This is a genomic window from Sandaracinus amylolyticus (genome assembly GCF_000737325.1).
Classification (GTDB): domain Bacteria; phylum Myxococcota_A; class Polyangia; order Polyangiales; family Sandaracinaceae; genus Sandaracinus; species Sandaracinus amylolyticus.
The window spans coordinates 8,397,056-8,422,470 of the sequence record NZ_CP011125.1 but is presented as its reverse complement, the minus strand read 5'-3'; the positions used below and the strand labels follow the sequence as shown (position 1 = coordinate 8,422,470).

Genomic DNA, 25,415 nt, shown 5'->3' with positions numbered 1-25,415 from the left:
TCCGTCATTCTCCCGCGAACGTCGGCTTGCGCTTCTCGTTGTACGCCGCGATGCCCTCGCGCGCGTCGTCGCTCTCGAAGAGGCGCTGCTGCAGCTCGCGCTCGAGCGCGAGGCCCTGCTCGAGCGCCATCTCCGCGCCGGTCTGCACCGCGCGCTTGATGTGGCCGACCGCGAGCGACGCCTTGTTCGGCGGGCAGAAGCCGCGCGCGTACTCGAGCGCGCGATCGACGAAGCCGTCCTTCTCCCAGACGTGGTTGACGAGGCCGAGCGTCTGCGCGCGATCGAAGTCGATCAGCGTGCCCTCGGTCATGAGCTCGATCGCGCGCGCCTTGCCGACCAAGCGCGACAGACGCTGGGTGCCGCCGGTGCCGGGGAGCACGCCCAGCGCGACCTCGGGCAGGCCCATCTTGCCGGTGCCGCGCGCCGCGACGCGCAGATCCGCGCTCATCGCGATCTCCATCCCGCCGCCGACGCAGTGCCCTTCGATCGCGGCGATGACGAGCTTCGGCGTGTGCTCGAGACGCAGCATCGTCTCGTTCGCGTGCAGGCAGAACATGTACTTGAAGCGGGTCGTGACGCGCCCGAGCATCGCGATGTCCGCGCCCGCGCAGAAGAAGCGGGTCCGGGGCGGAGCCCCGGGAGGAGGAGGCTCGCCCGCGCCGGTGAGCAGGATGACGTGCGCCTTCTCGTCGAAGCGCGCCTCGAGGATCGCGTCGTCGAGGTCGCGCAGCATCTCGTACGAGTACGCGTTCGCCGGAGGGTTGGTGAGCTCGATGCGCGCGACGCCGTGCTCGTCTCGCGCGTAGCGGACCAGGCCGTTCTTCATCGGAGTCATGGGTGGCCCAAGCCCTCCCACGACGTCCGAGAAGAGTCGATGCGAGCCCTCACGAAAGGCTTCACGATGCGACCTCCGACTGGAGGGGCACATCATGAACGCACCGATCGCGATCGCGCATCGACCATCGACCGAGTGGCGCGAGCTCGTCGACGAGGACGAAGGAGCACGCTTCGAGGGCTACGCGAAGCGCTTCGCCGAGGTCCAACGCGCGCGGGCGAAGGCGGGCAAGCTCGATCGCGCGCTCCACGCGAAGTCGCACGCGGGGGTGCTCGCGGAGCTCGAGGTGCTCGGCGATCTGCCGGAGCACGCGCGCCACGGGCTCTTCACGACGCCGCGCACGTACCGCGCGTACGTGCGGTTCTCGCCCGGCAACGGTGTGCACCAGCACGATCGACGCGGCGACGTGCGCGGGCTCGCGGTGAAGGTCGTCGGGGTCGACGGGCGCAAGCTGATCCCGGGCATGGAGGACGCGCGCACCCAGGACTTCCTGCTGATCCAGACGCGCGCGACGCCGTTCCGCGATGCGCACCAGTTCGTCGACGTCGCGCTCGCGGCGGTCTCGCCGCTCACGCAGCTGCCGCGCGTCGGGTGGAAGCACGGGGTCGGCACGCTCGCGGGATGGCTGCGCGCGTTCGTCGCGGGGACGAAGCCGATCGGCTCGCTCGCGGAGCTGACGTTCTGGGCGCCGCCGCCGATCCGTCTGGGCCCGTACGCGGTGCGTTACTCCGCGCGCCCGCACGCGCCCGTCGCGCCGTCGAGCGCGCCGAAGGATCGCGACGGCCTCGGGCTCGACCTCGCGGAGCGTCTCGCGAAGGGTCCGATCGTGTACGACCTGCGCCTGCAGTTCTTCGTCGACGAGGCGCGCACGCCGATCGAGGATCACTCCGCGGAGTGGCCCGACGACGTCGCGCCGCACGTGACGGTCGCGACGCTGCGCATCCCGCAGCAGGACCTGCGCAGCGAGCGCGGGCGGAAGATCCACGAGTACGTCGACACGCTCTCGTTCGACCCGTGGCACGCCCGCGAGGACATGCGCCCGCTCGGCAGCATGAACCGCGCGCGCAAGGCGGCGTACCGAGAGAGCGTCATCGCACGCAGCGCCGCGAAGGAGCCCGACGGCAGCGAAGCGTGGTGAGCGACGGAACGCGAAACGCCCCGAGCCTTCCGGCCCGGGGCGTCTCATCGAGCGCGTCGTGACGTGATCAACGAAGCATCGCGCGGCACTCGCGGACGTACTGGCCCTGGCCGCGATCGACGCACGACTGGTACGCGGCGCGCGCGCCCGCGCGGTCGCGCTGCGAGTCGAGCGCCGCACCGAGCACGAGCCACGCGAGCGAGCTCGTCGGGTCGATCGTCGACGCGCGCTGCGCGTAGTCGCGCGCCTGATCCATGCGGCCGCGGTTGAGCATGATGTACGAGAGCTGCGCGAGCGCTTCGCTGCCGTTCGGGTTCAGCTCGATCGCGCGCTCGTAGAGCGGCGTCGCGCGCGCACCACGCGCGGCGCGGGCCTGCTCGAGCACCGACTCGTAGGTCTCGCCCGTCGCCGCAGGCGCCGCGGCGGCCGGCGCGACCGCGGGCACAGCCTCGACGGCCGGCGCAGCCTCGGCGACCGGCGCTTCTTCGGCGACCGGCGTAGCCTCGGCGACCGGCGTAGCCTCGGCGACCGGCGCTTCCTCGGCGACCGGCGCGGCCTCGGCGACCGGCGCTTCTTCCGCGACCGGCGCCTCTTCCGCGACCGGCGCAGGCTCGGGCGTCGCGGCCGCCTGCGGCGGCTGCGCGATCGGGCCCGGGAGCTCGAGCGGACCACCCTGACCGAGCGGCGCTTCCTCCGGGATCACGACCGCGTGATACATCTCGATGCCGCCGATCAGCGCGAGCCCGGCGATCACCACGCCGATCGTCGCGTACATCCACTTCTTCGCGCCCGGGGGCATCGGCGTGACGATCCCCTTGAGATCGTCGAAGTCGTCGTCCGCGACCGCCGGGGCCTTCGCGGCGTCCTCTTCGTTCTTCTTGCGGAAGAAGTCCTCGGCGACCGCGGCGTGCTCGCCGGTCGCGGCGACCGCGCGGATCTCGCCCGACGTCGACATCGACGTCTTCTTCGCGCGCTTCTCCTTCTTCGGCGCGGCGGCGGGCGGCGGCGCGGGCTCGCTCTTCTTCGCGGCGGGCGCCTCGCTCTTCGGCGCGCTCACCTTCGCGACCTCGCCGGGGCCGGGGCGCACGCTCGCGCGCTCCTCGTCCTCGTCTTCGTCGTCGCTCTCGTCGTCCTCGTCGTCGCGCGCGCGCAGCTGCGACGTGTCGGACGCGGGCGCGCTCGTGCGCGCGGGCGGGATCGACTCGTCCTCGTCGTCGAGGGCGACGCCGCCGCCGGCCGACACCGAGACCGCCTCGTCGTTCACCGCGACCTGCGTCGTCGTGACGGTGCGCTTGGCCTGCGTCGGGAACTGGATGACGTTCGAGCTGCCCTCGCGCGCGGCCTCGGCCTCGGCCTTCACCGCCGCCGGCGGCTGGGACTCGAGCGCGACCTTCTCCTCGACGCGCGCCGAGGTCTCCTTCGAGACCTCCTTCTGAGGCGCCATGCTCGGCCGCTCGCTCTGCCCGCGATTCCGCTTCTTCTTCTTGGCCATGACGTCGTCCTCTGCTGCTCGCGTCTCGGGTCGGACAGGCACTTCGCGGTCGATCCGCGAACCAGCAAGCTCTTCGCGGTCAATCCGCGAACCAGCAAGCTCTTCGTGGGTCAGGTCGCCCCGACCCTTCGGCGATTCCATCGGCGCCGGCGATTCCGCCTGTTCTTCGGGGACCGCCGAGGCTTCGGAGAGCGCGGCCTGTGCAGGCGGCGTGCCCTCTTCCTTCGTAAGCTCGGTGGCGGCCGTTTCGAGCAGATCCGCGGCCGGACCTTGGGTCGACCCGTCGGCACGTGCAGGCACATCGACGCTCTCGACGTCAGGATCTGCACGATCGTCGGGGTCCGACGACGGTTTGGCAGGCAGGACGGACGGGGTGCCCGGCGCGGGCACGAGCTCCGCGGCGTCGGGATCGGGCCCCGAGAGGAGCCCTTCGACGTCGGTCTTGCGCGGAACGTGCACATCTCCGACGTCGCCACCGATCTCTTCGTCGCCATCTCCATCGGAGGCGACACGCGTGCGACCGGTCGGCTGCACGATGCCCTCGAAGTACAGCTTCGAGATCGTGCTGAGCGTCGTGAGGTCGTCGTCGGCGCACGCGTCGACGACGTCGACGAGCGAGCGGTTGCCGTCGAAGAGCCGGAGGATCCCGTTGATCTCGTCGGGGATCTCGGCGAGGCGCTGCGCGAGCTCGGCCTCGACGACCTCGAGCACGCTGTCGAGCGGCGGCACCTGCTCGCACAGCCGGCTCCACTCGTCGACGCGGCGCATGCCCTCCATGAGCAGGCCCTGCGTCGGGATGTCGATGCGCTGCGCGTTCTTGACCGGGCGAAAGTCGACCTCGAAGTCGCCCTCGTTCCACAGCAGCAGGCGGTAGACGGCGCGCTCGCCGACCAGCGGCCCGAGCTCCGCGTCGATCAGCGTGCCGTCGCGGAACGCCATCGTGCCGCGGCGCGTGCCGGAGTCGTTGTCCTGCACGAGCGTCAGCACGCCCGACTTGCGGCTGAGGTCGATCGTCTGGAGCAGGTCGACGAGCCCCATGTCGCCCAGCGATCCGGTGAACCGCGTGCGCGAGATCGACGTGCGGCGCGCGACGACCGACTCGCGCTCGCTGCGCTGCAGCGCGAGGTTGATGCGCGCGACGATCTCCTTGATGTAGATGGGCTTCGTGACGTAGTCCTCGACGCCCAGCTGGAGGCCGCGGACCTTGCTCTCCACCGACGTGTCGGAGGAGAGGAACATGATCGGGATCGACGCCCAGTCGGAGTTCTGGTGGATCCGCTCGACGAGCTCGAACCCGTTCATCCCGGGCAGGCGCGTGTCGGTGAGGATCAGGTCGGGCGGCGCGAGCTCGATCGTCTCGAGCGCTCCCTGCGCGTCCTCGCAGGTCGCGAGGTTGTAGCCGGCCTTCCGGAGGCTGACCTCGAGGACGCGAAGGCTGCGCGGATCGGCATCGACGAGGAGGAGGCTCTTCCGGGCCACACAATCACCTGGAGAACGAGCGTCGGAGGATGGAACGGCGCGCCACGCTCACGTGGGCCCTCGCCCGCGAGAGCTGCGCGCAGTCGGAGAAGTCTGCGGGGCCTCGCGAGCGCACGTCAAGCGTGGGTCCCGGCGGCTCTGGCTGGTTCGCGCACGGTTCGCCGCGAACGCTTGACCTCTCGCACTGCGCTTTCGTAAGGTGGCCGCCGGTCTCGCGGGAGAAGATGGTCATGACGCGTACTGGGCACTGCATCTTCCGAAGCATCGGAGCCACGAAGTCGCTGCTGGTTTGGGTCCTCGTCGGGCTCGGCGGAGCGATCACCGCGGGCTGCGGAGCGGAAGGCGGCGAGCTGGCCGTGCTGAACCTCGAGCCGCGCGCGGGTGCGACGCAGGGCGAGCAGCCCGTGCGCATCACCGGCTCGAACTTCCGCCAGGACATCGGTTACACGGTCTACTTCGGCGCCACGCGTGCACCGCAAGTCACCATCATGGACGACACGACGCTCCTCGTGGCCAGCCCGGCGCACGATCCCGGCGCGGTCGACGTGGTGGTCGCGGCGGACGACGGCCCCGCGTTCCGCATCGTCAACGGGTTCACCTACAACGATCAGGGCGGCAACGTGATGGAGCAGGTCGGCGAGGGCGTGCAGGAGCGCCCGGCCGAGCGCTTCTGATCGGTCCTCGAGCCGTCGTCGCGCGCGCATCCTCGGATCCGACATCCGAGCGCGCGCAGATGGCTCACTGGCTCTGCCCGGCGTGACGGCCGCCTGGCGGCCGTCGGGCGGGCGCCATCGTCGGGCCGACCGGGGTTGAGGTTTTCCTCAATGGTTTCGCGGTCCGCGGCGCCGCGCGCAACCGACCGTGGTTGAGCTTCGGCAGGCGGCCGCCACCGGCCGCCGCTCACTGCGCGCGCTGGTACTCGAGCTCGTAGCGCAGGGGGCGCGGGATGATGCCGGACGTGATCGTCACCTGCATCGTCAGCCGCTGACCGTCGGCGCTCGGGACGAACACGCTCCAGCGGCGGCCGCGATCGGTCGTGAAGATCTGCTCGAGGCGCCCCTCGCGGAGCACCTGCACGAGCTGCATCTCCTCCGACTCGCCGGGGATGTTCGTGCGCACCGACGCGCCCGGCGCGCTGTCGAACGTCGCGGTCTCGAACTCGGTGCGGATGCGCTCGGGCGAGATCTGGATGGTGAACGCGCCGTTGACCGGGTTGCGCTCGCGCAGCTCGTTCGCGGTCACGCCGCTCACGATCGGCACCATGCCGTCGGTGGTGTGCTCGATCGCCTGATCGACCGTGCGCTGCGCGGCCTCTTCGCCGTGGACGAGCGCCCAGCGTCCGTTCAATCGCTCGGCGATGCTGGTGTCGCCGGAGGGCTGGGCGCTCTCGCCCTCCGCGCCTTCCTGCGTGTGACCGATGGGCGCCGCGAGCGCGAAGGCGCCGAGCGCGAGGAGCAGCGAGACCGAGATCGCAGCGGCGTGTCGCATGGCCGTGCCTCCTCTCGCGTCACGTGCGTCCGACCAGCTCTCGCTCAACGCGAAGAAACGTTGCGCTCCTTGCGCGCGCCCTGTGAACGAACCCACGTCGAGCGGGCACTCCCGGTCACCGGAGGCGCCCATGAAGCGATTCGTCCTCGCCATCACCATGACCCTGCTGCTCGGCCTCGTGTCGGCACCGCCGCGCGCGCGCGGTCAGAGCGTCGGCGACGCGGCGGTGGACCACGCGATCAGCGGCGCGTGGTCGCTCGCCACGCGCGAGCCCGACGCGCGCGGAACGATCGAGCGGGCGATCGACCGCGCCATCGACGGGATGCTCCCTTTCGTGCGCGGCATGGCGCAGGGAGAGCTGCGCGCGCGCACGCCGATCGATCGCGACGTCGCGATCGACCTGGCGCCCGAGCGCATCGAGGTGCGCCTCGGCGCGAACGCGTTCGCGACCGCGCCCGGTCGTCCGCGCCGCATGCCGGTGCCGGGCTACGCGGGCGAGACGGTCGAGGTCGTGCACCTCGTGCGCGGCGGTCGCCTCGAGCAGATCTTCTCGACCGATCAGGGCCGTCGCTGGAACGTGTTCGCGCCGAGCGCGGACGGTCAGCGCCTCACGCTCGACGTGACGATGAGCGGCGCGCTGCTCCCCGCGCCCGTGCAGTACCGGCTCGAGTACCGACGCGCCGACTGATCGCGCCACGACGCGGCGGACTATGCTCCTCGCATGCGCTGGATCCGCGCGGCCCTCGCGCTCTCGGTCTCCTTGATCGCGCTCGGCTGCGCGCCGGAGCCACCCTCGGCCGTCTCCATTGCGGGCGCGGCGCTCCGCGTCGGCGAGGAGCGCGAGCTCGCGCCGCTGCACGGCACCGACGTGGCCGGTATGACGGGCTACCCGCAGCCGTCGATGTTCTGCGATCAGCGCGACGCGTGCGTCGTGATCGGGTTCGAGGACGTGTATCCCGTGCTCGAGATCCTCGCGTTTCCGCTTCGGCACGACGGCACACCGACCGGCACCCCTCGCGTGGTCGCGGCGTCGACCGAGCTCGGGCTCGAGCGCAGGGTGCTCGCAGCGGCGGGCACCGCCGGATTCGCGGTGTCGTACTACGAGACCGTCAGCCGCGACGGCCCGTGGCGATGGCGGCGCTGGCTGCAGCTCCTCGGCCCGGATGGCGGCCCTTCCCGCGAGCGAATCGCGCTCGCCGAGCACGCCGAGCACGCCGACTCGTACGCCGAGCTGTGGTTCGACGGCCGTGCATACGTCGCCACGACTCGTGACGCGAGCGGCGCCATCACGATGACTCGCGTCGACCCGGCGACCGGGGGCGTGTTGGATCGCGCGCCGCTCCCCGACGCGCCGTACCGGGTGACGTGCGGCCCCGTCGAGTGCATCGCTGCAATCGGCGGGCGGACCGTGCTCTTCCGCCGCGACGAGAGCCCCGCGCGCGCCCGGACGTCGGCCGTCGCACCGGGCGCGTTCGCCGCGTCTCGCTACGGATATGCGGTATGGCGCTGGGACGACAGCGAGATCGAGTGGCTCGCGCTCGATGGCACGCCCACCGCCCGGACCTCGACCACCCGACACATGCTGGTCGCGTCGGGCGGCGACACGATCCTCGTCTACGGCGCGACCGAGGCCGGGTTGGTGCTCGCGGAGATCGACCCTCGTCTACCGCCGCCGACGCTCGCTCTGCGCGCGTTCGCCGGCTGGTGGCACGCGCCGTTCCCCGTGTGGTCGGGGACCGGGTGGCTGGTGGGCCACCTCCGCGGGCGCGTGCTCGGCTCCTGGGAGTGGCAGGAGCCCGACTGGATGCGCGTGGCTCCCGGATCGCTCGACGTGGAAGAGCGGTTCGAAGGAGACGAGGACCTCCGCGCGTCGACGCACGACGACCTCGTGCTCGCGAGCGACGAGGGCGCCCACTTCGCGGCGTGGCGCGAGACCGAGGATCACTTCACCGAGGAGCGCGTGAGGCTCGTGCGCCTCGCGAGCGATGGTGCCGTGACCGCGAGCACCTCCGTCGAGCACGCGTATCGGGCGCGCCTCGCGATCGGCGGCGACGTGGTCGCGCTCGTCGCGTCGCGAGACGCGATGGACACGCTGTACCGCTTCGACCGATCGCTGCGTCCGGTCGGAGATGGTGTCCCGGTCCCATTCGGGTCGTCGATCGCGTGGGACGGCGAGCGTTTCGTCGTGGGCACGTCGGACTCCCTCATGCGCCACGCGCCCCAGCCGGACCTCCCGCCCGTCGCGATCCCGGTCCCGAGCGCGGAGTGGTCGGATCGCGAGCTGCTCCTGGTCACGGTCCCCAGTGGCGCGCTCGCCGCGATCCGGTCGTGGCGCGGCAGTTGGGTGCTGGCGCGCTGGGATCGCGAGCTCGGCTGGCGCGATGGCGCCGGAGTGACGGTGTCCGGCAACGTCGAGGCGCTCGCGGCGCGCGGCGCGACGGTCGCGCTATGGACCGAGGAATCGCACGACGGCGGAGCGTGGTCGGCGCGCCTCTCGACCGTCGACACGGCCGCCGCCGTGCTCTCGGTTTGAACAGGCGAAGCGCTGCCCGACCGCTGGGTCGCGCTGGGCATCGCGGCACGCGGTCACGGCTGGACCGTGCTCACCACCGACCATCCCGAGCGAGTCGGTCACGCGCTGTACGGGCTCGACGTGGACGACGCGCTCGTCCCGGGAGCGCCGTTCGTGATCCAGCCGCTCGTCTCGATGACGTACCCATCGGGTGGGATCGGCTGCCAGCCGAGCGGCGACTGCGTCGTCGCGTACGCGCGGTGGGTCGTGGAGAGCCCGTACCGCAACCAACGCGCCCGCTCGCGCGTGCTCTTCGCGGCGCCCGAGGGCGTGCGGTGCGACGCCGACCACGAGTGCGCGAGCGCTCACTGCGTCGACGGCGTGTGCTGCGATGACGCGTGCGGCGGCGGCGATCCCGACGACTGTCTCGCGTGCAGCGCGGCGTCGGGCGGAGACGTCGACGGGCACTGCGCACCCCGCGCGGCGGCGAGCGCATGCGCGAGCAGCGGGTGTTCGGGTCTCTGCGACGGCGCCGGCGCGTGCCGGCTCACGTGCGACGCCGGCATCGACGCGGGGCCCCACGACGCCGCGGCGGAGGACGCCGGCGTGCTCCCGCCCGACGGAGACGACGCGGGGCCGGCGGACGGAGGAGCATCCGCCCCCGACGCCGGGAGCCACTTGCTCGGCGGCGGGTGCTCGTGTCCCGTGTCGCGTCGTGCGTCGGCGTGGTGGCCGTGGCTCGTGGTGACCGCCGCCGCGCTCGCGTGCCGTCGTCGCCGCGGCTGATCAGCGCTCCCACGCGAGCAGGATCACCACCGCGATCGAGTTCGGCGGGTGATCGGGGCGATCCCCCTGCGCGACGCCGATGCCCGCGACGCGCACCGTGTCGTCGAGCGCGGGCTCGAGCTGGCGCGCTTCCTCCAGCGAGCTCACCACCGCCATCACCGCGCCGACGCGGCGGAACGCGATCGCGAAGCGGCGCATGTTCTGGGTCGCGCGATCGGTCGTCGACTGCTGATCGAGCGTGGGCTCCGCGAAGTACGCCTGCGCGGCTTCCTGCGCCGCGCGCTGGAGGTTCTCCTCCATGCGCATCTCGGGCGCCCCGCGCGCGACGCGCGCGCGGTTGATCTCTTCGAGCAGGCGCGCCGGGGCCGACGCGACGTCGATCTCCTGCGCCTCGCGGATGAACACCTGGGTCGCGAGGAACGCGACGCGCCCGTTCTCCTCCTCGGACACGACGCCGATGCCGACGTGCGTCGCGTCGGGGTTCACGAGGTTCGCGCGGTGCCCCGGGCTGTCCATCAGGCCGCGGTGGATCTCGCTCGCCGAGTAGCCGCGCCCGATGTTCTCGAGCACGAGCCCGCTGCGGATGCCGCCGCGCGACACGCGATCCGCGGCGCTCCCCGTGCGCGGCGAGACGTGCCCGAGGAAGTCGTGCTCGAGCATGTCCTGGCTGTGCGCGAGCGCGATCTCGTCGAGGCGCGGATCTTCCTGGAGCGGCGGTAGGCCGACCTCGGCGCGCGTGCGGTTGAGCTGCTCGAGGAGCTGCGCGCGCAGCGTCGCGACGTCGGGCGCGGGGCCGCTCGGCTCTTCGCTCGCGGGCGACACGCGCACGCTGCGCGGAGGCTCGGTGCCGACGTAGACCGGCGCGTTCGCGAGCACGCTCTCGCCGTGGGGGCCGCGCGCGATCACCTCGACCTGGAAGCCGCCGTTCGTCGTCGTCGGCACCCGCACGTCGAAGTCGGGACCGCTGCCCGCGGGCAGACGCGTCACCTCGCCGTCGGGCGCTTGCACGACGATCGTCGGGTTCGCGTAGCCCTCTTCGAGCCGGCCGTTCACGCGGATCGGCGAGCCCGCGGGGAGCGTGCGCGCGATCGGATCGAGCGAGAGGTGCCGCCACGAGAGCACGACCACCACGAGCCACACGCCGCTGCGCGGCAGCACGGTCGCGCCCCAGTGCGTGTAGGTCTGTCGCCCGAGGAACTGCGACGCGCTGCGCTGCACGTGCTCGGCGATCGAGACGTGATCGGGCAGGCCGAGCACGATGACGTGCGGCGTGGGCTCGACGAGGCCGAGGTTCCACGCGAGGAAGTCGATCACCTCGGGCGGCGGCGGATCGCCGCTCGGTCCGAGCCGATCTGCGACCCACTCGGCGAGCGTGCCGAGGCGCGGATCGCCGGTGAGCGGCATCGACGCGGCGGTCGACGCGTTCGTCATCGCGGTCTGCACCGCGGCCGAGTCGCCACCGCCGGTGACGGGCGAGCCCGCGGGCACGTTCGTCTCGTACTGCGCGACGGTCGGCGCGGGCGCGGCGATCTCGGTGTCGGTCTGCTCGCGACCGAGCCGCGTGCGCTGGCGTCCACCGCAGCCGATCACGGTGACGAGGGCGAGGAGCAGGGCGATGGCTTTGTGCACGGCAGGATGCGTACACGGGGCCGGCGTGCGTGTCACGCGAGGGGCATGACCGCGGGGGAGCGGCGTCGACGGCGTCGGGTCGGGGTCGCGACCCAACCTCGGTCGCGATCGATCGCGGTGGTGGAGGGTGATGACCGCGGGGGAGCGGCGTGGACCGCGACCGGAGAGGGTGATCGCCGTGGGGGGAGCGCGATCGAAGGCGCCGGGTCGGGGTCGTGACCATCTCGGATCGCGGTGGGCCGCGCTGGGAGAGGGTGATGACCGCGGGGGAGCGCGATCGATGGCGCGCGGTCGCGGTCTCGACCCAACCTCGGTCGCGTGAATTCCGCGGGTGGATGGTGATCACCGCGGGGGAGCGCGATCGACGGCGTGGGGTCGGGGTCTCGACCGTCTTCGATCGCGGTGAACGTCGAACATGGAGGGTGATGACCGTGCCACAACGGCGCGTACGGCGTCGGGTCGGGGTCATCACCATCCCCGTATAGGGATGAAAATCGAACGTCGGTCGGGTCGGGCGCGTCAGGACGGCACGGATGGCGTCACGTCGCCGCGACGCCCCATCCGTGAACGGTCACTGCGCCCAGGGATCGACGACTTCGCTCTGCGGCCGCGTCCGCGGCGTGGGCGTCGGGGTCGGCGTGGGCGTCGGCGCTTCGGTCGTCGTGGTCGTCGTCTCGCGCGGCGGACGGCGTCCCGTGCCGCCACCGCTCGCGACGCGCACCGGCGTCAGCGTGACGCGCACCGTCTCCGGGCTCGTCGCGCCGACCATCACGCTCGCGCTCTCGTACCCGCGCATCCGCACTTCCGCGACGCGCTCGCCGGTCTCCGGCGCGGGCAGCTCGAGCGGCGTGTTCCCGACGATCGCTCCGTCGATCACCACCTCGGCGCCGACCGGCTCGGACGCGATCTGCACCACGCGCGGCCGCGGCGCGACGACCGGCGCCGTCGGCGTGGTCGTGGTCACCGGGGTCGTCGTCGTGACCGCGGGCGTCGGCGTCGGCGTGGTGACCGGCGTCGTCGGCGTCGTGCCCGGCGGCAGCGGCGGCACCACGATCGGCGCCGGCCCCGTCGTCGTCCCCGCGGTCGCCGCGGTCCCGCTCGCCCAGAACACCACGCCGCCGACGCCCACGCCGACGACGAGCAGCACGACGATCGCGAGCGCGATCATCGGCGCCCGGCTCTTCGGCACGACGTCGGGCTCGGCCGGCGGCATCCCGTCCGCGCCGAACGCCTGACCGAGGCGCATCTCGGTGCGCGTCGGCGGCTCGAGCGCGTCGGCGAGGTTGCCCGGCGGCGCGATCCCGCCGCGCCGCGCGATGTGGACCTGCCCGCCGCCCGCGATCTTGTCGAGGTCCTCGATCAGCTCGGACATCGACTGGTAGCGATCTTCCGGCTTCTTCGCGAGCGACCGGAGGATCACGTCCTCCACCGCGCCGAGGCCCTTCGTGCCCTGCACCTGCGAGGGCGGCAGCGGCTGCTCGAACATGTGCTTCGAGAGGATCCCCATGAAGGTGTCGCCGTCGAACGGCACCTTCCCGGTGAACATCTCGTACATGATCACGCCGAGCGCGTAGACGTCGGTGCGCCGGTCGACGCTCTGCCCCGACGCCTGCTCGGGCGACATGTAGTGGGGCGTTCCGAAGATCATCCCGGTCTTCGTCAGCTTGCTCGAGGCGCCGCCCACCTTCGCGATGCCGAAGTCGAGCACCTTCACGAAGTGCGGGTCCTTGCCCTGCTTCACGAGGTAGACGTTGTCCGGCTTCATGTCGCGGTGGACGATCCCGCGCGCGTGCGCCGCGTCGAGCGCGCTCGCGATCTGCCGGATGACGTGCAGCGCGGTCTGCATCGGGATCGACCCGCCGGTCCCGATGAAGTGCGTGAGCGACGTGCCGTCGAGGAACTCCATCACGAAGTAGACGGAGCCGTCGGGCAGGCGACCGAAGTCGCTGATGTCGATGATGTTGGGGTGACCGATCGACGTCGCGCTCTGCGCTTCCTGCATGAAGCGCTGCACGACGTCGCTGTCCTTCGCCATGTCGCCGCGCAGGACCTTCAGCGCCATGCGCTTGCCGAGCACGGCGTGCGAGATGAGGTACACGATGCCCATCCCGCCTTCGCCGATCGCCTTCTCGACGCGATAGCGACCGTCGATGACGCGGCCGAGGAGCGGGTCGGGCGGGGGCGCGTCGTTCAGCTCCTGCGTGGGCGTGCCGTCGTGCGGGCAGAACGCCACCGGCTCGCTGAACCGCGTGCCGCATGCGGTGCAGAGCTTCATCTCGTGCCGGCGAGTGTAGCCGAGCGCAGGGAGGACGCGAACGACGGAGGAAAGCTCGACCGCATGGGGAGGATCGTAGGCACGCGTGGACCTGCCGGCTCGGGCGGGGTCCCTTGTGATGGGCAGTGGAGGGGCTAGGTGGGCGGCGTTCGAGGCTCGACCACTTGGCGGACGGAGCACGCACCGAAGAGTGCCTCGCCGGCGGCGGTGAGATGGGTGCGCGCATGCGCGCGGTCGACTGGTCGCGCACGCCGCTCGGGCCGGTCGAGCGCTGGCCGCAGAGCCTCCGCACCAGCGTGAGCACGTGCCTGAGCTCGCGCTTCCCCATCCTGGTGTGGTGGGGACCGGAGCTCGTGAAGCTCTACAACGACGCGTACGCCGAGATCCTCGGCGACAAGCACCCGCGCGCGTTGGGGCGGCCGGGGCGCGAGGTCTGGCCGGAGATCTGGCACATCATCGGGCCGATGCTCGCCACCGTCGTCGAGCGCGGCGAGGGCACGTGGGCCGAGGACGAGATGCTCCCGATGAACCGACACGGGTTCGTCGAGGAGACGTACTTCACGTTCTCGTACAGCCCGATCCGCGACGAGAGCGGCGGCATCGGCGGCGTGTTCACCGCGGTCCAGGAGACGACCGCGAAGGTGCTCGGCGAGCGGCGGCTCGGGACGCTGCGGACGCTCGCGAAGGTCGTGGGCACCGCGACGTCGCCGATCGACGCGTGCGAGCGCACCGCGCGGGCGCTCGTGCCGGCGTCGGCCGACGTGCCGTTCGCGCTCTTCTATCTGAGCGCGCCCGACGGGCGCAGCGCGCGGCTCGCGGCGCAGGTCGGGATCGACTCGATCGCGTGCGCCGAGGAGATCGCGCTCGAGGGCGAGAGCACGCCGTGGCCGCTCGCGCGCGCGGCGCGCGAGGGGCTCGTGGTGGTCCACGGCGAGGCGCTGAACGGGCTCGGTCCGCTGCCGGGTGGGCCGTGGCCCGAGCCGGCGACCTGCGTGGTGGTGCTCCCGCTCGCGACGCCGGGCGGCGCGGGCCCGCAGGGCTTCGTGGTGGCGGGGTGCTCGCCGCGGATCGCGCTCGACGATCGCTACCGCGGGTTCTTCTCGTTGCTCGCGGATCAGGTCGCGACGGCGCTCGATCACGCGCGCGCGGCGGAGGCGGCGCGCCGCCGCGCCGAGGAGCTCGCGGAGCTCGATCGCCTCAAGACGACGTTCTTCAGCAACGCGAGCCACGAGCTGCGCACGCCGCTCACGCTGATCCTCGCGCCGCTCGAGGACGCGATGCGCGCGCCGCCGGGCCGGCTCGAGGGCGACTCGCTCGCGAGCGTGCATCGCAATGCGCTCCGCCTGCTGCGGCTCGTGAACTCGCTGCTCGACTTCGCGCGCATCGAGGCAGGGCGCGCGCGCGCGTCGTTCGAGCCGCTCGATCTCGCGCAGGTCACGACCGATCTCGCGAGCGCGTTCCGCGGTCCGATCGAGCGCGGCGGGCTCGCGCTCGAGGTCGACTGTCCGCCGCTCTCGCAGCCGGTGTGGGTCGACGCGGACCTCTGGGAGAAGGTCGTCCTCAACCTGCTCTCGAACGCGTTCAAGTTCACGTTCGACGGGCGCATCACGGTGCGGATGCGCGAGCGCGGCGAGCGCATCGTGCTCGAGGTCTCCGACACCGGCGGCGGCATCCCGCCGCACGAGGTGCCGCAGCTCTTCCAGCGCTTCCATCGGGTCGAGGGCACGCGCTCGCGCACCCACGAGGGCACCGGGATCGGCCTCGCGCTGGTGCACGAGCTCGTGCACCTCCACGGCGGGACCATCGGCGTCGAGAGCACGCTCGGGCGCGGCACGACCTTCACGGTCACGCTGCGCGCCGGGCACGCGCACCTGCCGGCGGATCGCGTCTCGTCTCCGCACGCGCTGCAGAGCACGCGCATCGGCGCGCGGCCCTTCGTGGAAGAGGCGGAGCGCTGGCTGCCCGAGCCCGAGCCGGAGCGCGTCGCGACGCCCGCGCCGGGCACCAAGGCCCGCGTGCTGATCGCCGACGACAACGCGGACATGCGCGCGTACCTCACGCGCCTGCTCTCGCCGTCGTTCGACGTGCAGTGCGTCGAGGACGGCGCGCGCGCGCTCGAGGCGATGCGCGTCGCGGTGCCCGACGTGCTCGTGAGCGACGTGATGATGCCGGGCGTCGACGGGCTCGGACTGGTGCGCGCGGTGCGCGCCGATCCGACGCTCGCAGCGCTCCCGGTCGTCCTGCTCTCGGCGCGCGCGGGCGAGGAGTCGCGCGTCGACGGAATGGGCGCGGGCGCCGACGACTACGTGGTGAAGCCGTTCTCGGGGCGCGAGCTCGTCGCGCGCGTGCGCGCGCACGTCCAGCTCGGTCGCACGCGGCGCGCGCTCGCGCAGGAGCTCGCGGAGAGCGAGGAGCTCTTCCGCGTGTCGCAGGAGATCTCGCCGCTCGGGTTCTCGTACTTCGCGCCGGTGCGCGACCCGTCGGGCGCGATCCTCGACTTCGAGCTCCTCTACCAGAACGGCGCGGCGGCGCGCCTCAACGGGCTGCCTTCGGGACGTCACGATCCGCCGATCAGCCTGCGCGAGACGGTGCCGACGCTGCCGACCAGCGAGCGCTGGCAGGGCTATCTGAGCGTCGCCGAGACCGGCGTGACCTGGCAGCGGGAGCTCCACTACGAGAGCCCGTCGTTCGCGGGCTGGGTGCGGGTCACGCTGGTGCGCCCGCGGCCCGACGCCATCGCGCTGATCGCCGAGGACGTGACGGCGCGGCGCGCGATCGAGGACGAGCGCGCGCGGCTGCTCGAGCGCGAGCGCGAGCACTCCGCGCGCTTGCGCGGGCTCGCCGAAGCAGCGCTCGACATCGTGGGCTCGGGCACGATCGAGGCGCTGCTGCGCATCACCGCCGAGCGAGCGCGCGCGCTGGTGCCCTCGCACCAGGCGATCGCGATCGTCGCGAGCGATCTCGACGGTGGGCCGCCGACGCGCGCGGTGTCGCGGTCCGAGGAGCACGCGCTCGCGGCGGGGACGGACGACTCGTCGGTCGACGAGCTCGACGCGCTGGTGCGCGACACGAATCGGCCGGTGCGCCTCTCGCACGCGGAGCTGGTGGCGCATCCGTCGTTCCGCGACGCGGAGCGCGCGCCGCGCATGCGCGGGTGGCTCGCGGCGCCGCTGGTGGGCTCCGACGGGCGCAACCTTGGGCTCCTGCAGCTCACGCATCGATCCGCGGGAGAGTTCACCGGCGAGGACGAGGCGGTGCTCGTGCAGCTCGCGGGCGTCGCGTCGATCGCGCTCGAGAACGCGCGCCTCTACGAGCTCGCGCAGGGCGAGCGACGGCGCGCCGAGGACGCGAACCGGCTCAAGGACGAGTTCCTCGCGACGATGTCCCACGAGCTGCGGACCCCGCTCAACGCGATGCTCGGATGGGCGCGGATGCTGCGCAGCGGCGCGTTGCCCGAGAGCAAGCGAGCGCACGCGCTCGAGACGATCGAGCGCAACGTGCGGATCCAGACCGCGCTCATCGAGGACGTGCTCGACGTCGCGCGGATCTCGACGGGCAAGCTGCGCCTCGACGCGGCGCCGCTCGACATCGCGCAGGTCGTCCAGGCCGCGGTCGAGATCGTGCGGCCCGCGGCGGAGAGCAAGGGCATCGCGCTGGACGTCACGCTCGGCGGCGCGTGCCGCACGATGGGCGACGCGACGCGCCTCCAGCAGATCGTGTGGAACCTGCTGACGAACGCGGTGAAGTTCACGCCGCGCGGCGGGCACGTCGTGGTCACGATGCGGCGCGTGGTGATCGACGGCGGCGCCGCGCACGTCGAGATCGCGGTGCAGGACTCGGGGCAGGGCATCCCGCACGAGTTCCTGCCGCACGTGTTCGAGCGGTTCCGGCAGGCCGACGCGTCGAGCACGCGCAAGCACGGCGGGCTCGGGCTCGGGCTCTCGGTGGTGAAGCACCTCGTCGAGCTGCACGGCGGCTCGGTGCACGCGGAGAGCGAGGGCGAAGCGCGAGGCGCGCGCTTCGTGGTGCGCATCCCGATCGTGCCGCTGCGATCGATGCCGGCGGGCGTCGTGGCCACGGAGCGACCGCGGGTGGAGCTCGAGACGTCGGAGCTCACGCGGCTGCCGGAGCTCGCGGGCATCCGCGTGCTCCTCGTGGAGGACGAGCCCGACACGCGCGACGTGCTGCGCGCGATCCTCGAGCACTGCGGGATGCCCGTCACCGCGACGTCGTCGGCGGACGACGCGCTCGCGGCGTTCGACGCGGCGCGGCCCGACGTGCTCGTGAGCGACATCGGCATGCCGGGCACCGACGGCTACGAGCTGATCCGGACGCTGCGCGAGCGCGACGACGATCGCGCGCGTCGCGTGCCGGCGCTCGCGCTCACCGCGTTCGCGAGCGAGGGAGATCGGCGGCGCGCGCTCGAGGCCGGGTTCCAGCTGCACCTCAGCAAGCCGGTCGAGCCCGCCGAGCTCGTCGCCGCGATCGCGCGGCTGCGCGGCGCGCGTTAGCCGTCGAGGCGCGCGCTCACGCGTCGCCGAGCCAGCGCGGCGGCGGCGACGATCCGCGCAGCTGCGCGGCGCGGATGCGCGCATCACGGCGCGCCGCGATCGCGAGGAGCTCGGCGTCGAGCGCGAGCTCCTTCGCGCTCGACGTGCCGCGGTCCGCGGCGCGCGCGCTCCGCACGAGCGACTCCGTCGCCTCCAGGATCGCGAAGAAGTCGTCGATCTCACCGAGGAGCGTCGCGATCGCGCCCGGCTCGGCGGTCGCGATCGCATGGCGGAGGATCCGCGTGGCCTCGGCGGCGATGCGCTCGGCGCGCGCGACGCGGGTCTCGACGGGGGACGCGAGGAAGGTCGAGGTCGATTGGGCTCTCATGCGGCGCGACCGTGCGCTGCGAGCGCAACCACCGGCCATCCGTCGCGTGACATGCCGGTCACGAGCGACGCGGCGACATGTGAGCTGCTGCGACCATTTGCCGCACGGCCCGGATCGGCGCAGCGCTTAGGGTACGTGCCTCGCGTGAACGGAGAGACGCACCGTTGGATCGTGGCGCTGCGCTGGGCCGCGGTCGCAGGTCAGCTCGCGCTGCTCGGCGTCGCGTTCGCGCGCGGAACCGCGGATCTGCCGTGGGGCGCGCTGCTCGGCGTGGTCGGGGCGGCGGCGGCGTCGAACGCGGTGCTCGCGATCGTGTGGCGCAGCGGAGAGCGGCTCGTCGGGCCGGTGCTGCTGCTCGACACGCTGCTGCTCTCGGTGATGCTCGCGCTCTCGGGCGGGCCCTCGAACCCGTTCGGCGTGCTCTTCCTCGTGTACGTCACGCTCGCGGCGGTCGCGGCGAGCGCGCGGTGGACGTGGGTGGTCGTCGCGGCTGCGCTCGCGGGGTACGGCGCGCTCTTCGTGTGGCACCTCCCGCTGCCGCCCGAGCTCGGCGGGCACGGCGCGCACGGGCACGCGTCGCACACGCAGCGCGACGCGTTCGACGTGCACCTGCAGGGCATGTGGCTCGCGTTCGCGATCGCGGCGACGGCGATCGCGGTGTTCGTGACGCGGGTGCGGCGGGCGCTCGAGGTGGAGCGCGAGCGCGCGGCGCGCGCCGCGAAGCTGGCGGCGACGACGACGCTCGCGGCAGGCGCTGCGCACGAGCTCGCGACGCCGCTCGCGACGATCAAGATCGCCGCGCGCGAGCTGGTGCGCGAGCTCGAGGCACGGCCCGAGCTCGCGGCGCTGCTCGACGATGCGCAGCTGGTGCACCGCGAGGTCGAGCGCAGCCGCGCGGTGCTCGATCGGCTCTCGCTCGAGGCGGGCGCGATGACCGGCGAGCTGCGCGAGCGGCGGACGCTCGACGCGCTGGGCGAGTCGATCACGAATGCGATCGGCGCGCGCGCGACGCGGGTGCGGATGCACGTCGACGCGGGCGAGGTGTCGGTCCCGCCGCGCGCGATGACCCACGCGCTCGCGAGCCTGGTGCGCAACGCGCTCGACGCGAGCGAGGCGCCGGTCGACCTCGCGCTCGCGGTGCGCGACGGGACGTTGACCGCGCGCGTCGAGGATCGCGGCAGCGGCATAAGCGACGAGACGCTCGCGCGCGTGGGCGAGCCGTTCTTCACGACCAAGCCGCCGGGCGCGGGCATGGGGCTCGGCGTGTTCCTCGCGCGCGCGGTCGTGGAGCAGCTCGACGGAACGCTCCGCTTCGAGTCGCAGGTCGGGCGCGGCACCGTGGTCGAGGCGACGATCCCGAGGGCGAGCGCATGACGAACGCACGCGAGCACGCACCGTCGATCCTCGTCGTCGACGACGACGACGTGTTCCGCGAGCGGCTGGCGCGCGCGCTCGCGCAGCGTGGCCTCGCGGTGCGCACCGCGCGCGACGCCGACGAAGCCGCGACGCTCGCGAACGCCGAGAGCCCCGAGCTCGCGCTCGTCGATCTGCGGATGCCCGGTCCGTCGGGGCTCGCGCTGATCCGCACGTTGCTCGACATCGACCCGCACACGCGCGTGGTGGTGCTCACCGGCTACGGCAGCATCGCGACCGCGCTCGAGGCGGTGCGGCTCGGCGCCGTGCACTACCTGCAGAAGCCCGCGGACGTCGACGAGATCCTCGCCGCGTTCCACCGCGACGAGCTGCCGCTCTCGCCGGAGCTCTCGCCGCCCGCGACCGTGCCCTCGCTCGCGCGCGCGGAGTGGGAGCACATCCAGCGCGTGCTCACGGACTGCGGCGGCAACGTGTCGCAGGCGGCGCGCCTGCTCGGGCTCCATCGTCGCTCGCTGCAGCGCAAGCTCTCGAAGTACCCGGTGTCGCGCTGACGCTCAGCGCCCGTGACGACGTCGCAGCGCGGCGATCGGCGCGGCGAAGCGCGCGGGGTGGCGCGCGATCAGCTCGGCGTAGCGCGCGGGCGTGATCGCGAGCGCGTGCAGCACGCGCACGAGCACCGCGATCGCGTCCGCCATGCGCTCGATGCGCGGCACGCCGGGTGTGTCGAGCGTCTCGAGCACCGCGATCGCGTCGAGCGTGCGCGAGAGGTCGTCGTCGTCGTCCGCGCCGGCGAGCGTGTCGGGGCCGCTCGGGAGCGCAGGGAGCCAGCGATCGAAGCGAGCCTCGAGCGCGCGGAGATCGCGGCGCGTCGCGTCGAGGCGCGCGGCGCTCGCGTCGTCGGAGATGCCCAGCTCGGCGAGCGCATCCTCGAGCGGGCGCGGATCCTCGTCGGGAACGCCCGACGACGGCAGCAGCGCGGAGATCTCGTCCCAGGGCGGCTCCTGCGCGGCGTACGAGGGGCTCGGCGCACCGTCGCCGCGCTCCCACGCCTCGAGCTCCACGTCCGACACGTGGTGGTAGAAGACGCGCGCGCCGCCGTCGCGGCGCTGCGCGTCCGCGAGCGCGCGCAGCGAAGGACCCTCGCCACCGAGCGCGACGATCGCGATGCGCGTCGGCACACCGAGCCGCTCGCGCAACGAGACGATCGCGCTCGCGTCGAGCGTCGCCTCGCCGTCGCTCACCAGGACGATCTGCGCGCGCGTGAGCGCGACGTCGTGGCGCCGCGCCCACTCGATCTCGCGCAGCGCGTCGACGATCGCGCGCTCGATGTCGGTGCCGCCCGAGCGCTCGACGCCGACGACGTCGTCGATCGCGCGCCGTGCCTCGTCGAGGGTACGCACCCGGCGGGTGGGCTCGCTCTCGGTGTGGAAGAACCGATAGTAGAGGAGCTGCTGCACGCGGCCACCGCCCTCGAGGCGCTCCATCAGCGCGGCGAGCTCGGCGAGGATCACGGCGTCGCGCATGCGGGCACGCGCGCCGTGCATCGAGGTCGACCCGTCGAGCAGGAAGAGCCGCACCTCCGCGTTCGCGCCGCTGCGGGCGCGATCGGTGCGACGGGGACGCAGATGACGGCGCACGAGGAGCTCGCCCGACGCGAGCTGGTGCACCACGCGCCGCGGATCGTCGATCACGGCATCGCGCAGATCCTCGACGCTGCGCGCGTGCGCGAGCCGCATGCGCTCGGCGGGGAACGCGACCTCCTCGTCGCGGGGATCTTCGGCGAGGAAGCGCGCCTGCGAGAGCGCACCGCCGATCTCGAGGCGCGCATCGGCCGCGAGCATCGCGCGCATCGCGGCCAGGTGCGCGCCAGGCGCGACGAACGAGCGGCGCCGGCGGAGCGCGAGCGCGCGCGCAGGGGATGCGAGCTCGAGATCGCGCTCGAGCCGTGCGCGCGCGTCGTCGTAGGCGCGCTCGATGCGTGCGGCGAGCGCGGGTGGGATCGCGTCGGGGACGTCGCTCGCCGGTGCGTCGTGGAGCGGGCGCGCGAGGCGATCGTGGACGTGCGCATGCGCGTCGTGGTGGCCGCCGAGGTAGCTCGCGGCGGCGGCGAGCGTCGTCGCGACCGGCGCGCGCCGCGCGATCGCGCTCTCGATCTGATGCGCGAGATCGATGTCGGCGCGCGCGCCGCTCGCGATCATGCGGCGCACCTGCGCGAGCTCGTGCGCGACGATGCGCTTGGCCGTGCCATCCGCGCCGCCGCCGTCGAGCAGCGCGCGGCGCGCGGCCTCGAGCAGGCGCTGGCGACGTCCGAGCCGCGCGGTCTCGTGTGCGGCTTCGTCGAGCAGCGCGTCGATCGCGCGCGTCCGCGGCGGCCGGGGCCCGGGCCGTACATCGAGCGGCCGCCGGCCGAGCCCACGCACGAGGCGATCGAGCGCGTGAGGACGATCGAGCGCCTCCTCGACGCGCACGATCCACCGATGCAGCGACGCGAGCCACATCAGGTCCTCGCTCGCCACGGGCTCGCCGGCCGCGACGCGATGCTCGGCGAGCGCGACGTTCTCCTCGAGCTCGGCGATCAGCGCGCTCGCATGGCCCGGCCACGTGTCCCGGGTGAGCGCGCGCGCGGCGGCGTCCTCGAGCGCGACGGTGCGGAACGTCTCGTCCACACCGAAGAAGCGCGCGCGCAGCCGCGACCACCACGGAACGCGCGCGCGCACCTCCTCGGGCCGGCGCAGGAGCCGCTCGATGCGCAGGTGCAGCGCGTCGGGCGCGCTCACGGCGCACGCACGATCGCGGCCCAGCGCGCATCGGTCGTCGCGGCGCGCGCGTCGTGCAGCGCCTTGCGCAGCGCGGTGTCGAGCGCATGCAACCGCGACGCGAGGGCGCGCGCGTCGTCGGCGCGCTCGGGCAGCAGCATCGCGACGAGCTCGGCCTCCAGCGAGATCCGGCGCAGCGATGCTTCGTCGTGCGCGATCTGCACGAGCGTCGCGTCCGCCCCCGCGTGCGCGTGCCACGCCTCCAGGTACGCGACGACGCGCTCGATGCGCGCGACGTCGATCGACGCGAGCTGCGCGCGCGTCTCCGCGGGCAGCGCGCCGAGCGCCTCCTCGGCCCGCGCGGTCGCGCCGCGCGGGCGATCCGGCTCGTGCAGCAGCAGTGCGATCTCGCCGAGCACGAGGCATAGCAGCGCGCGATCCTCCGCGCCGCGCAGCGCGCGATAGCCCGGCAGGTCGAACGTCGCGTCCACCGCGCCCGGCGCGGCTTCGCGCGCCAACAGCGCGCCCGCGACCCACGTGAGGTGCGCCCCCGCCGGCACCGCGTCGTGCACCCCGAGCCGCGCGAGATGCCCCAGCACGCCGCGCACGACGTCGCGCATCGCATCGCGGCTCGGCAGCGCGAGGTCGGTCGCGTAGCAGCGCTCGACGAGCGGCGAGAGCCGCGGGCCGAGGACGGTCGCGCGCAGCGGCTCGGGCGGCGCGCCCGGCGCGAGCGCGGCGAGATCGCGCTCCAGTCGGTCGAACGCGCGCGCGAGCGGCGCGAGCGCATCGAGCGTCGCCGAGAGCCCGCGCGCGCCTCGCGCGTCGATGCCGGTCACCCGCTGCGCCGCGTGTGCGTCGAGCGCGAGACGCGCGCGATCAACCAGCGTCGCGAACGCTCGCTCCCATCGCGCCGCGTGCACGTCGGGGCTCGTGATCGTCGCGCCCTCCGCGAGCAGCGCCTCGCGCAGCTCCGCGGCATCGCGATACCGCGCGATCTCGGCGGCGACGTCCTCGGGATCGTCGGCGGCGCTCGTCGCATCGACGAACCCGCCGAACGCCACGTGCTCGGTGAGCGCCCCGAGCGCGCGCGTCCGCATCTCGCGCGCGATCTCCCGCGCTCCCGGATCGTCGCGCTCGAGCGCGCGCGATCGCTCGAGCACGCTGCGGAGCGCGTGGAGATCGTCCGCCTCGAGCGCGATCGGCTCGACGCGCTCGGGCTCCTTCGTCTCGACGGCGGGCGGCGGCACGCTCTCGCGCGGCGTCATCGGCGCGAGCTCGAGGGAGGGCTCTAGCGTCTCGGTCGCCTCCTCGGGCAGCGGGCGCGACACGATCTCGCGCAGGCACTCGTCCCAGAGATCGTGCTCGGCCTTCATGATCGCGAGCTGCCTTCGCTCGCGAGGCTCGTGCTCCTGCGCGAGCAGCGCGTCGAGCACCGCGGGATCCGGCCCCGCGACCACCAGCGCGAGCCGCAGCGTCGCGAGGTCCGAGAGCTCCGCGACGAGCGGCCGATCGCGCCGGTGCAGCGCCTTGTCGAGCACGCAGATCGTCCGCAGCAGCTGCGCGAGCCGCACCGCGGTGCGCGCCGAGACGTAGCGCGTCGCGACGAAGCTCGGATCGGCGCGCTCGAGCTCGCCCGTGCGCCGCTCGAACGCGACCACCAGATCCGCCACGCGCTCGGCGAGGCTCGATGGCACCCGCACCTCGGAGGCCATCGCCTGGAGCGCGTCGATGTCCTGGATCGTCAGGCGCGCGCTCGGCGCGACGCGCTCGCCCACCGAGCCCGCGACGAGCCGTCGCAGGTTCGCGGGATCGGCGAACGTGCGCGGGACGAAGCTCACGAACGCGACGCGATCGACGAACGCGAGGAGCGTGCGTCGGTTCTCCTCGAGCACCTCGGTGAGGTACCGGTTCGTCGTCATCACCGCGCACTCGATCGCGCCGCGCGTGATGCGCGCGCCCTGCTTCAGCTCGCGCTCCTCCAGCAGGTTCAGCGTCGAGCGGAGCAGCATGTCGCGCCCGTCGAGCACCTCGTCGAGGAACGCGTGCACCGAGCCGAGCAGGCCCTCGTCGGTGAAGTGCACCGTGCGCCCCGAGTCCATCAGCGTGCGGAAGTCCACCGCGCCGATCAGCTCGGTGTGCACCGTGCTCTCGGTGATCTGCCGCGCGAAGAGGCTCGGCTCGCCGGTCGCTTCGTCGACGATGCGCGCGACCACCGCGCCCGCGAGCTGGCTCTTGCCGGTGCCGGGCGGGCCCGTCATCAGCACGTGCTGTCGCGAGAGCAGCGCGAGCGCGATCTGCCGCAGCGGATCGCGGCGCTCGACGAAACGATCCTCGAGCTCGGCGAAGAAGCGTGCGAAGTGCTCGAGCGCGGCGGCGCGGCGGGAGTCGGAGCGCAACATCGCGATCAGCGCGGCTCAGCTGGCGTCGTCGCTCGCATCCACGCTCTCCGCATCGTCGCTCTCCGCATCGTCGCTGGCTGCATCGCTCACGTCGGCGTCGCTCACGTCCGCGTCGCTCACGTCCGCGTCGATCGCGCTCGCGTCGCGCGAGCCCGCATCGCGCGGAGGTCCCGCATCGGCCGCGCGGCACACGCCGCCGATGCACTCGAGGCCGACCTCGCACTCGCTCGCGCGCACGCACGGCTCGCCCTCGCCTTTGCGGAGCTCGAGATCGCTGCACGCATACCCGCCGAGCCCGACGTGCAGCACGCCGGCGACGAGCGCGACCGCGCCGAGCCGGAGTGCTGCTTCACGAGACATCGAGGGAGAAC

The 25,415-nt window shown here is 73.2% G+C and carries 17 protein-coding genes; 8 read left to right on the top strand and 9 right to left on the bottom strand.

Annotated features, from left to right (window positions below; translation table 11 throughout):
- Positions 1-4 precede the first annotated feature (4 nt).
- Positions 5-826, bottom strand: coding sequence for an enoyl-CoA hydratase/isomerase family protein (locus tag DB32_RS35540; RefSeq protein WP_053237103.1), 822 nt, complete (start codon positions 824-826; stop codon positions 5-7).
- Between the two features lie 103 nt (positions 827-929).
- Between DB32_RS35540 and DB32_RS35535 the strand changes: the two genes are divergently transcribed.
- A complete protein-coding gene (locus DB32_RS35535; protein WP_053237102.1) occupies positions 930-1,973 on the top strand; it encodes a catalase family protein in 1,044 nt (347 codons plus the stop codon).
- 67 nt (positions 1,974-2,040) lie between these two features.
- Here DB32_RS35535 and DB32_RS35530 read toward each other — a convergent pair whose 3' ends face one another.
- Positions 2,041-4,944 carry a response regulator gene (locus tag DB32_RS35530; RefSeq protein ID WP_053237101.1) on the bottom strand — a complete coding sequence of 968 codons (2,904 nt, stop codon included), beginning with the start codon at positions 4,942-4,944 and terminating at the stop codon, positions 2,041-2,043.
- Between the two features lie 230 nt (positions 4,945-5,174).
- Here DB32_RS35530 and DB32_RS35525 point away from each other — a divergent pair, with 230 nt between their 5' ends.
- On the top strand, positions 5,175-5,618 hold the full coding sequence (locus DB32_RS35525; protein WP_169791666.1) for an IPT/TIG domain-containing protein: 444 nt from the start codon (positions 5,175-5,177) through the stop codon (positions 5,616-5,618).
- A 226-nt stretch (positions 5,619-5,844) separates the two neighbouring features.
- On the opposite strand, the gene DB32_RS35520 is transcribed toward DB32_RS35525, so the two are convergent.
- Positions 5,845-6,432: a hypothetical protein gene (locus DB32_RS35520; protein ID WP_053237099.1), complete on the bottom strand. Its 588-nt coding sequence runs from the start codon at positions 6,430-6,432 to the stop codon at positions 5,845-5,847.
- A 130-nt stretch (positions 6,433-6,562) separates the two neighbouring features.
- On the opposite strand from DB32_RS35520, the gene DB32_RS35515 reads away from it, so the two are divergent.
- The 3 genes from DB32_RS35515 (at position 6,563) to DB32_RS35505 (ending at position 9,730) form a co-directional block, all read left to right on the top strand.
- The gene (locus DB32_RS35515) at positions 6,563-7,120 is read left to right on the top strand and encodes a hypothetical protein (RefSeq protein ID WP_053237098.1); all 558 of its coding nucleotides are present in this window, start codon (positions 6,563-6,565) and stop codon (positions 7,118-7,120) included.
- A gap of 33 nt (positions 7,121-7,153) precedes the next feature.
- Positions 7,154-8,965, top strand: coding sequence for a hypothetical protein (locus DB32_RS35510; protein ID WP_053237097.1), 1,812 nt, complete (start codon positions 7,154-7,156; stop codon positions 8,963-8,965).
- Between the two features lie 66 nt (positions 8,966-9,031).
- Complete coding sequence (locus tag DB32_RS35505; RefSeq protein ID WP_053237096.1) at positions 9,032-9,730, top strand: hypothetical protein; 699 nt, start codon at positions 9,032-9,034, stop codon at positions 9,728-9,730.
- Here DB32_RS35505 and DB32_RS35500 read toward each other — a convergent pair whose 3' ends face one another.
- Together DB32_RS35500 and DB32_RS35495 are read right to left on the bottom strand one after the other, a co-directional pair.
- A complete protein-coding gene (locus tag DB32_RS35500; RefSeq protein WP_053237095.1) occupies positions 9,731-11,359 on the bottom strand; it encodes a CAP domain-containing protein in 1,629 nt (542 codons plus the stop codon).
- A gap of 571 nt (positions 11,360-11,930) precedes the next feature.
- Positions 11,931-13,634, bottom strand: coding sequence for a serine/threonine protein kinase (locus DB32_RS35495; RefSeq protein ID WP_053237094.1), 1,704 nt, complete (start codon positions 13,632-13,634; stop codon positions 11,931-11,933).
- Between the two features lie 164 nt (positions 13,635-13,798).
- Here DB32_RS35495 and DB32_RS35490 point away from each other — a divergent pair, with 164 nt between their 5' ends.
- Complete coding sequence (locus DB32_RS35490; RefSeq protein ID WP_053237093.1) at positions 13,799-18,145, top strand: ATP-binding protein; 4,347 nt, start codon at positions 13,799-13,801, stop codon at positions 18,143-18,145.
- Between the two features lie 16 nt (positions 18,146-18,161).
- On the opposite strand, the gene DB32_RS35485 is transcribed toward DB32_RS35490, so the two are convergent.
- Positions 18,162-18,512, bottom strand: coding sequence for a hypothetical protein (locus tag DB32_RS35485; protein WP_053237092.1), 351 nt, complete (start codon positions 18,510-18,512; stop codon positions 18,162-18,164).
- A gap of 144 nt (positions 18,513-18,656) precedes the next feature.
- Between DB32_RS35485 and DB32_RS35480 the strand changes: the two genes are divergently transcribed.
- Together DB32_RS35480 and DB32_RS35475 are read left to right on the top strand one after the other, a co-directional pair.
- Complete coding sequence (locus DB32_RS35480) at positions 18,657-19,886, top strand: ATP-binding protein (protein WP_083458199.1); 1,230 nt, start codon at positions 18,657-18,659, stop codon at positions 19,884-19,886.
- Positions 19,883-20,437, top strand: coding sequence for a response regulator transcription factor (locus tag DB32_RS35475; RefSeq protein ID WP_053237090.1), 555 nt, complete (start codon positions 19,883-19,885; stop codon positions 20,435-20,437). Before DB32_RS35480 ends, DB32_RS35475 begins: the two co-directional genes overlap by 4 nt.
- A 3-nt stretch (positions 20,438-20,440) precedes the next feature.
- Here DB32_RS35475 and DB32_RS35470 read toward each other — a convergent pair whose 3' ends face one another.
- Genes DB32_RS35470 through DB32_RS35460 form a run of 3 tightly spaced genes read right to left on the bottom strand, consistent with a single transcriptional unit; the run spans position 20,441 to position 25,404 of the window.
- The gene (locus DB32_RS35470) at positions 20,441-22,663 is read right to left on the bottom strand and encodes a vWA domain-containing protein (protein WP_053237089.1); all 2,223 of its coding nucleotides are present in this window, start codon (positions 22,661-22,663) and stop codon (positions 20,441-20,443) included.
- On the bottom strand, positions 22,660-25,044 hold the full coding sequence (locus DB32_RS35465; RefSeq protein WP_053237088.1) for an AAA family ATPase: 2,385 nt from the start codon (positions 25,042-25,044) through the stop codon (positions 22,660-22,662). Before DB32_RS35465 ends, DB32_RS35470 begins: the two co-directional genes overlap by 4 nt.
- A gap of 15 nt (positions 25,045-25,059) precedes the next feature.
- Entirely contained in the window at positions 25,060-25,404 is a 345-nt protein-coding gene (locus tag DB32_RS35460; protein ID WP_053237087.1) for a hypothetical protein, read from the bottom strand.
- Positions 25,405-25,415 lie beyond the last annotated feature (11 nt).

Excerpts from the sequence above, each read along its gene's own strand:
- DB32_RS35540 (WP_053237103.1), bottom strand. The coding sequence starts at position 826 with ATGAAGAACGGCCTGGTCCGCTACGCGCGAGACGAGCACGGCGTCGCG.
- DB32_RS35535 (WP_053237102.1), top strand. The coding sequence starts at position 930 with ATGAACGCACCGATCGCGATCGCGCATCGACCATCGACCGAGTGGCGC.
- DB32_RS35525 (WP_169791666.1), top strand. The coding sequence starts at position 5,175 with ATGACGCGTACTGGGCACTGCATCTTCCGAAGCATCGGAGCCACGAAG.
- DB32_RS35520 (WP_053237099.1), bottom strand. The coding sequence starts at position 6,432 with ATGCGACACGCCGCTGCGATCTCGGTCTCGCTGCTCCTCGCGCTCGGC.
- DB32_RS35515 (WP_053237098.1), top strand. The coding sequence starts at position 6,563 with ATGAAGCGATTCGTCCTCGCCATCACCATGACCCTGCTGCTCGGCCTC.
- DB32_RS35510 (WP_053237097.1), top strand. The coding sequence starts at position 7,154 with ATGCGCTGGATCCGCGCGGCCCTCGCGCTCTCGGTCTCCTTGATCGCG.
- DB32_RS35495 (WP_053237094.1), bottom strand. The coding sequence starts at position 13,634 with ATGAAGCTCTGCACCGCATGCGGCACGCGGTTCAGCGAGCCGGTGGCG.
- DB32_RS35485 (WP_053237092.1), bottom strand. The coding sequence starts at position 18,512 with ATGAGAGCCCAATCGACCTCGACCTTCCTCGCGTCCCCCGTCGAGACC.
- DB32_RS35475 (WP_053237090.1), top strand. The coding sequence starts at position 19,883 with ATGACGAACGCACGCGAGCACGCACCGTCGATCCTCGTCGTCGACGAC.
- DB32_RS35465 (WP_053237088.1), bottom strand. The coding sequence starts at position 25,044 with ATGTTGCGCTCCGACTCCCGCCGCGCCGCCGCGCTCGAGCACTTCGCA.
- DB32_RS35460 (WP_053237087.1), bottom strand. The coding sequence starts at position 25,404 with ATGTCTCGTGAAGCAGCACTCCGGCTCGGCGCGGTCGCGCTCGTCGCC.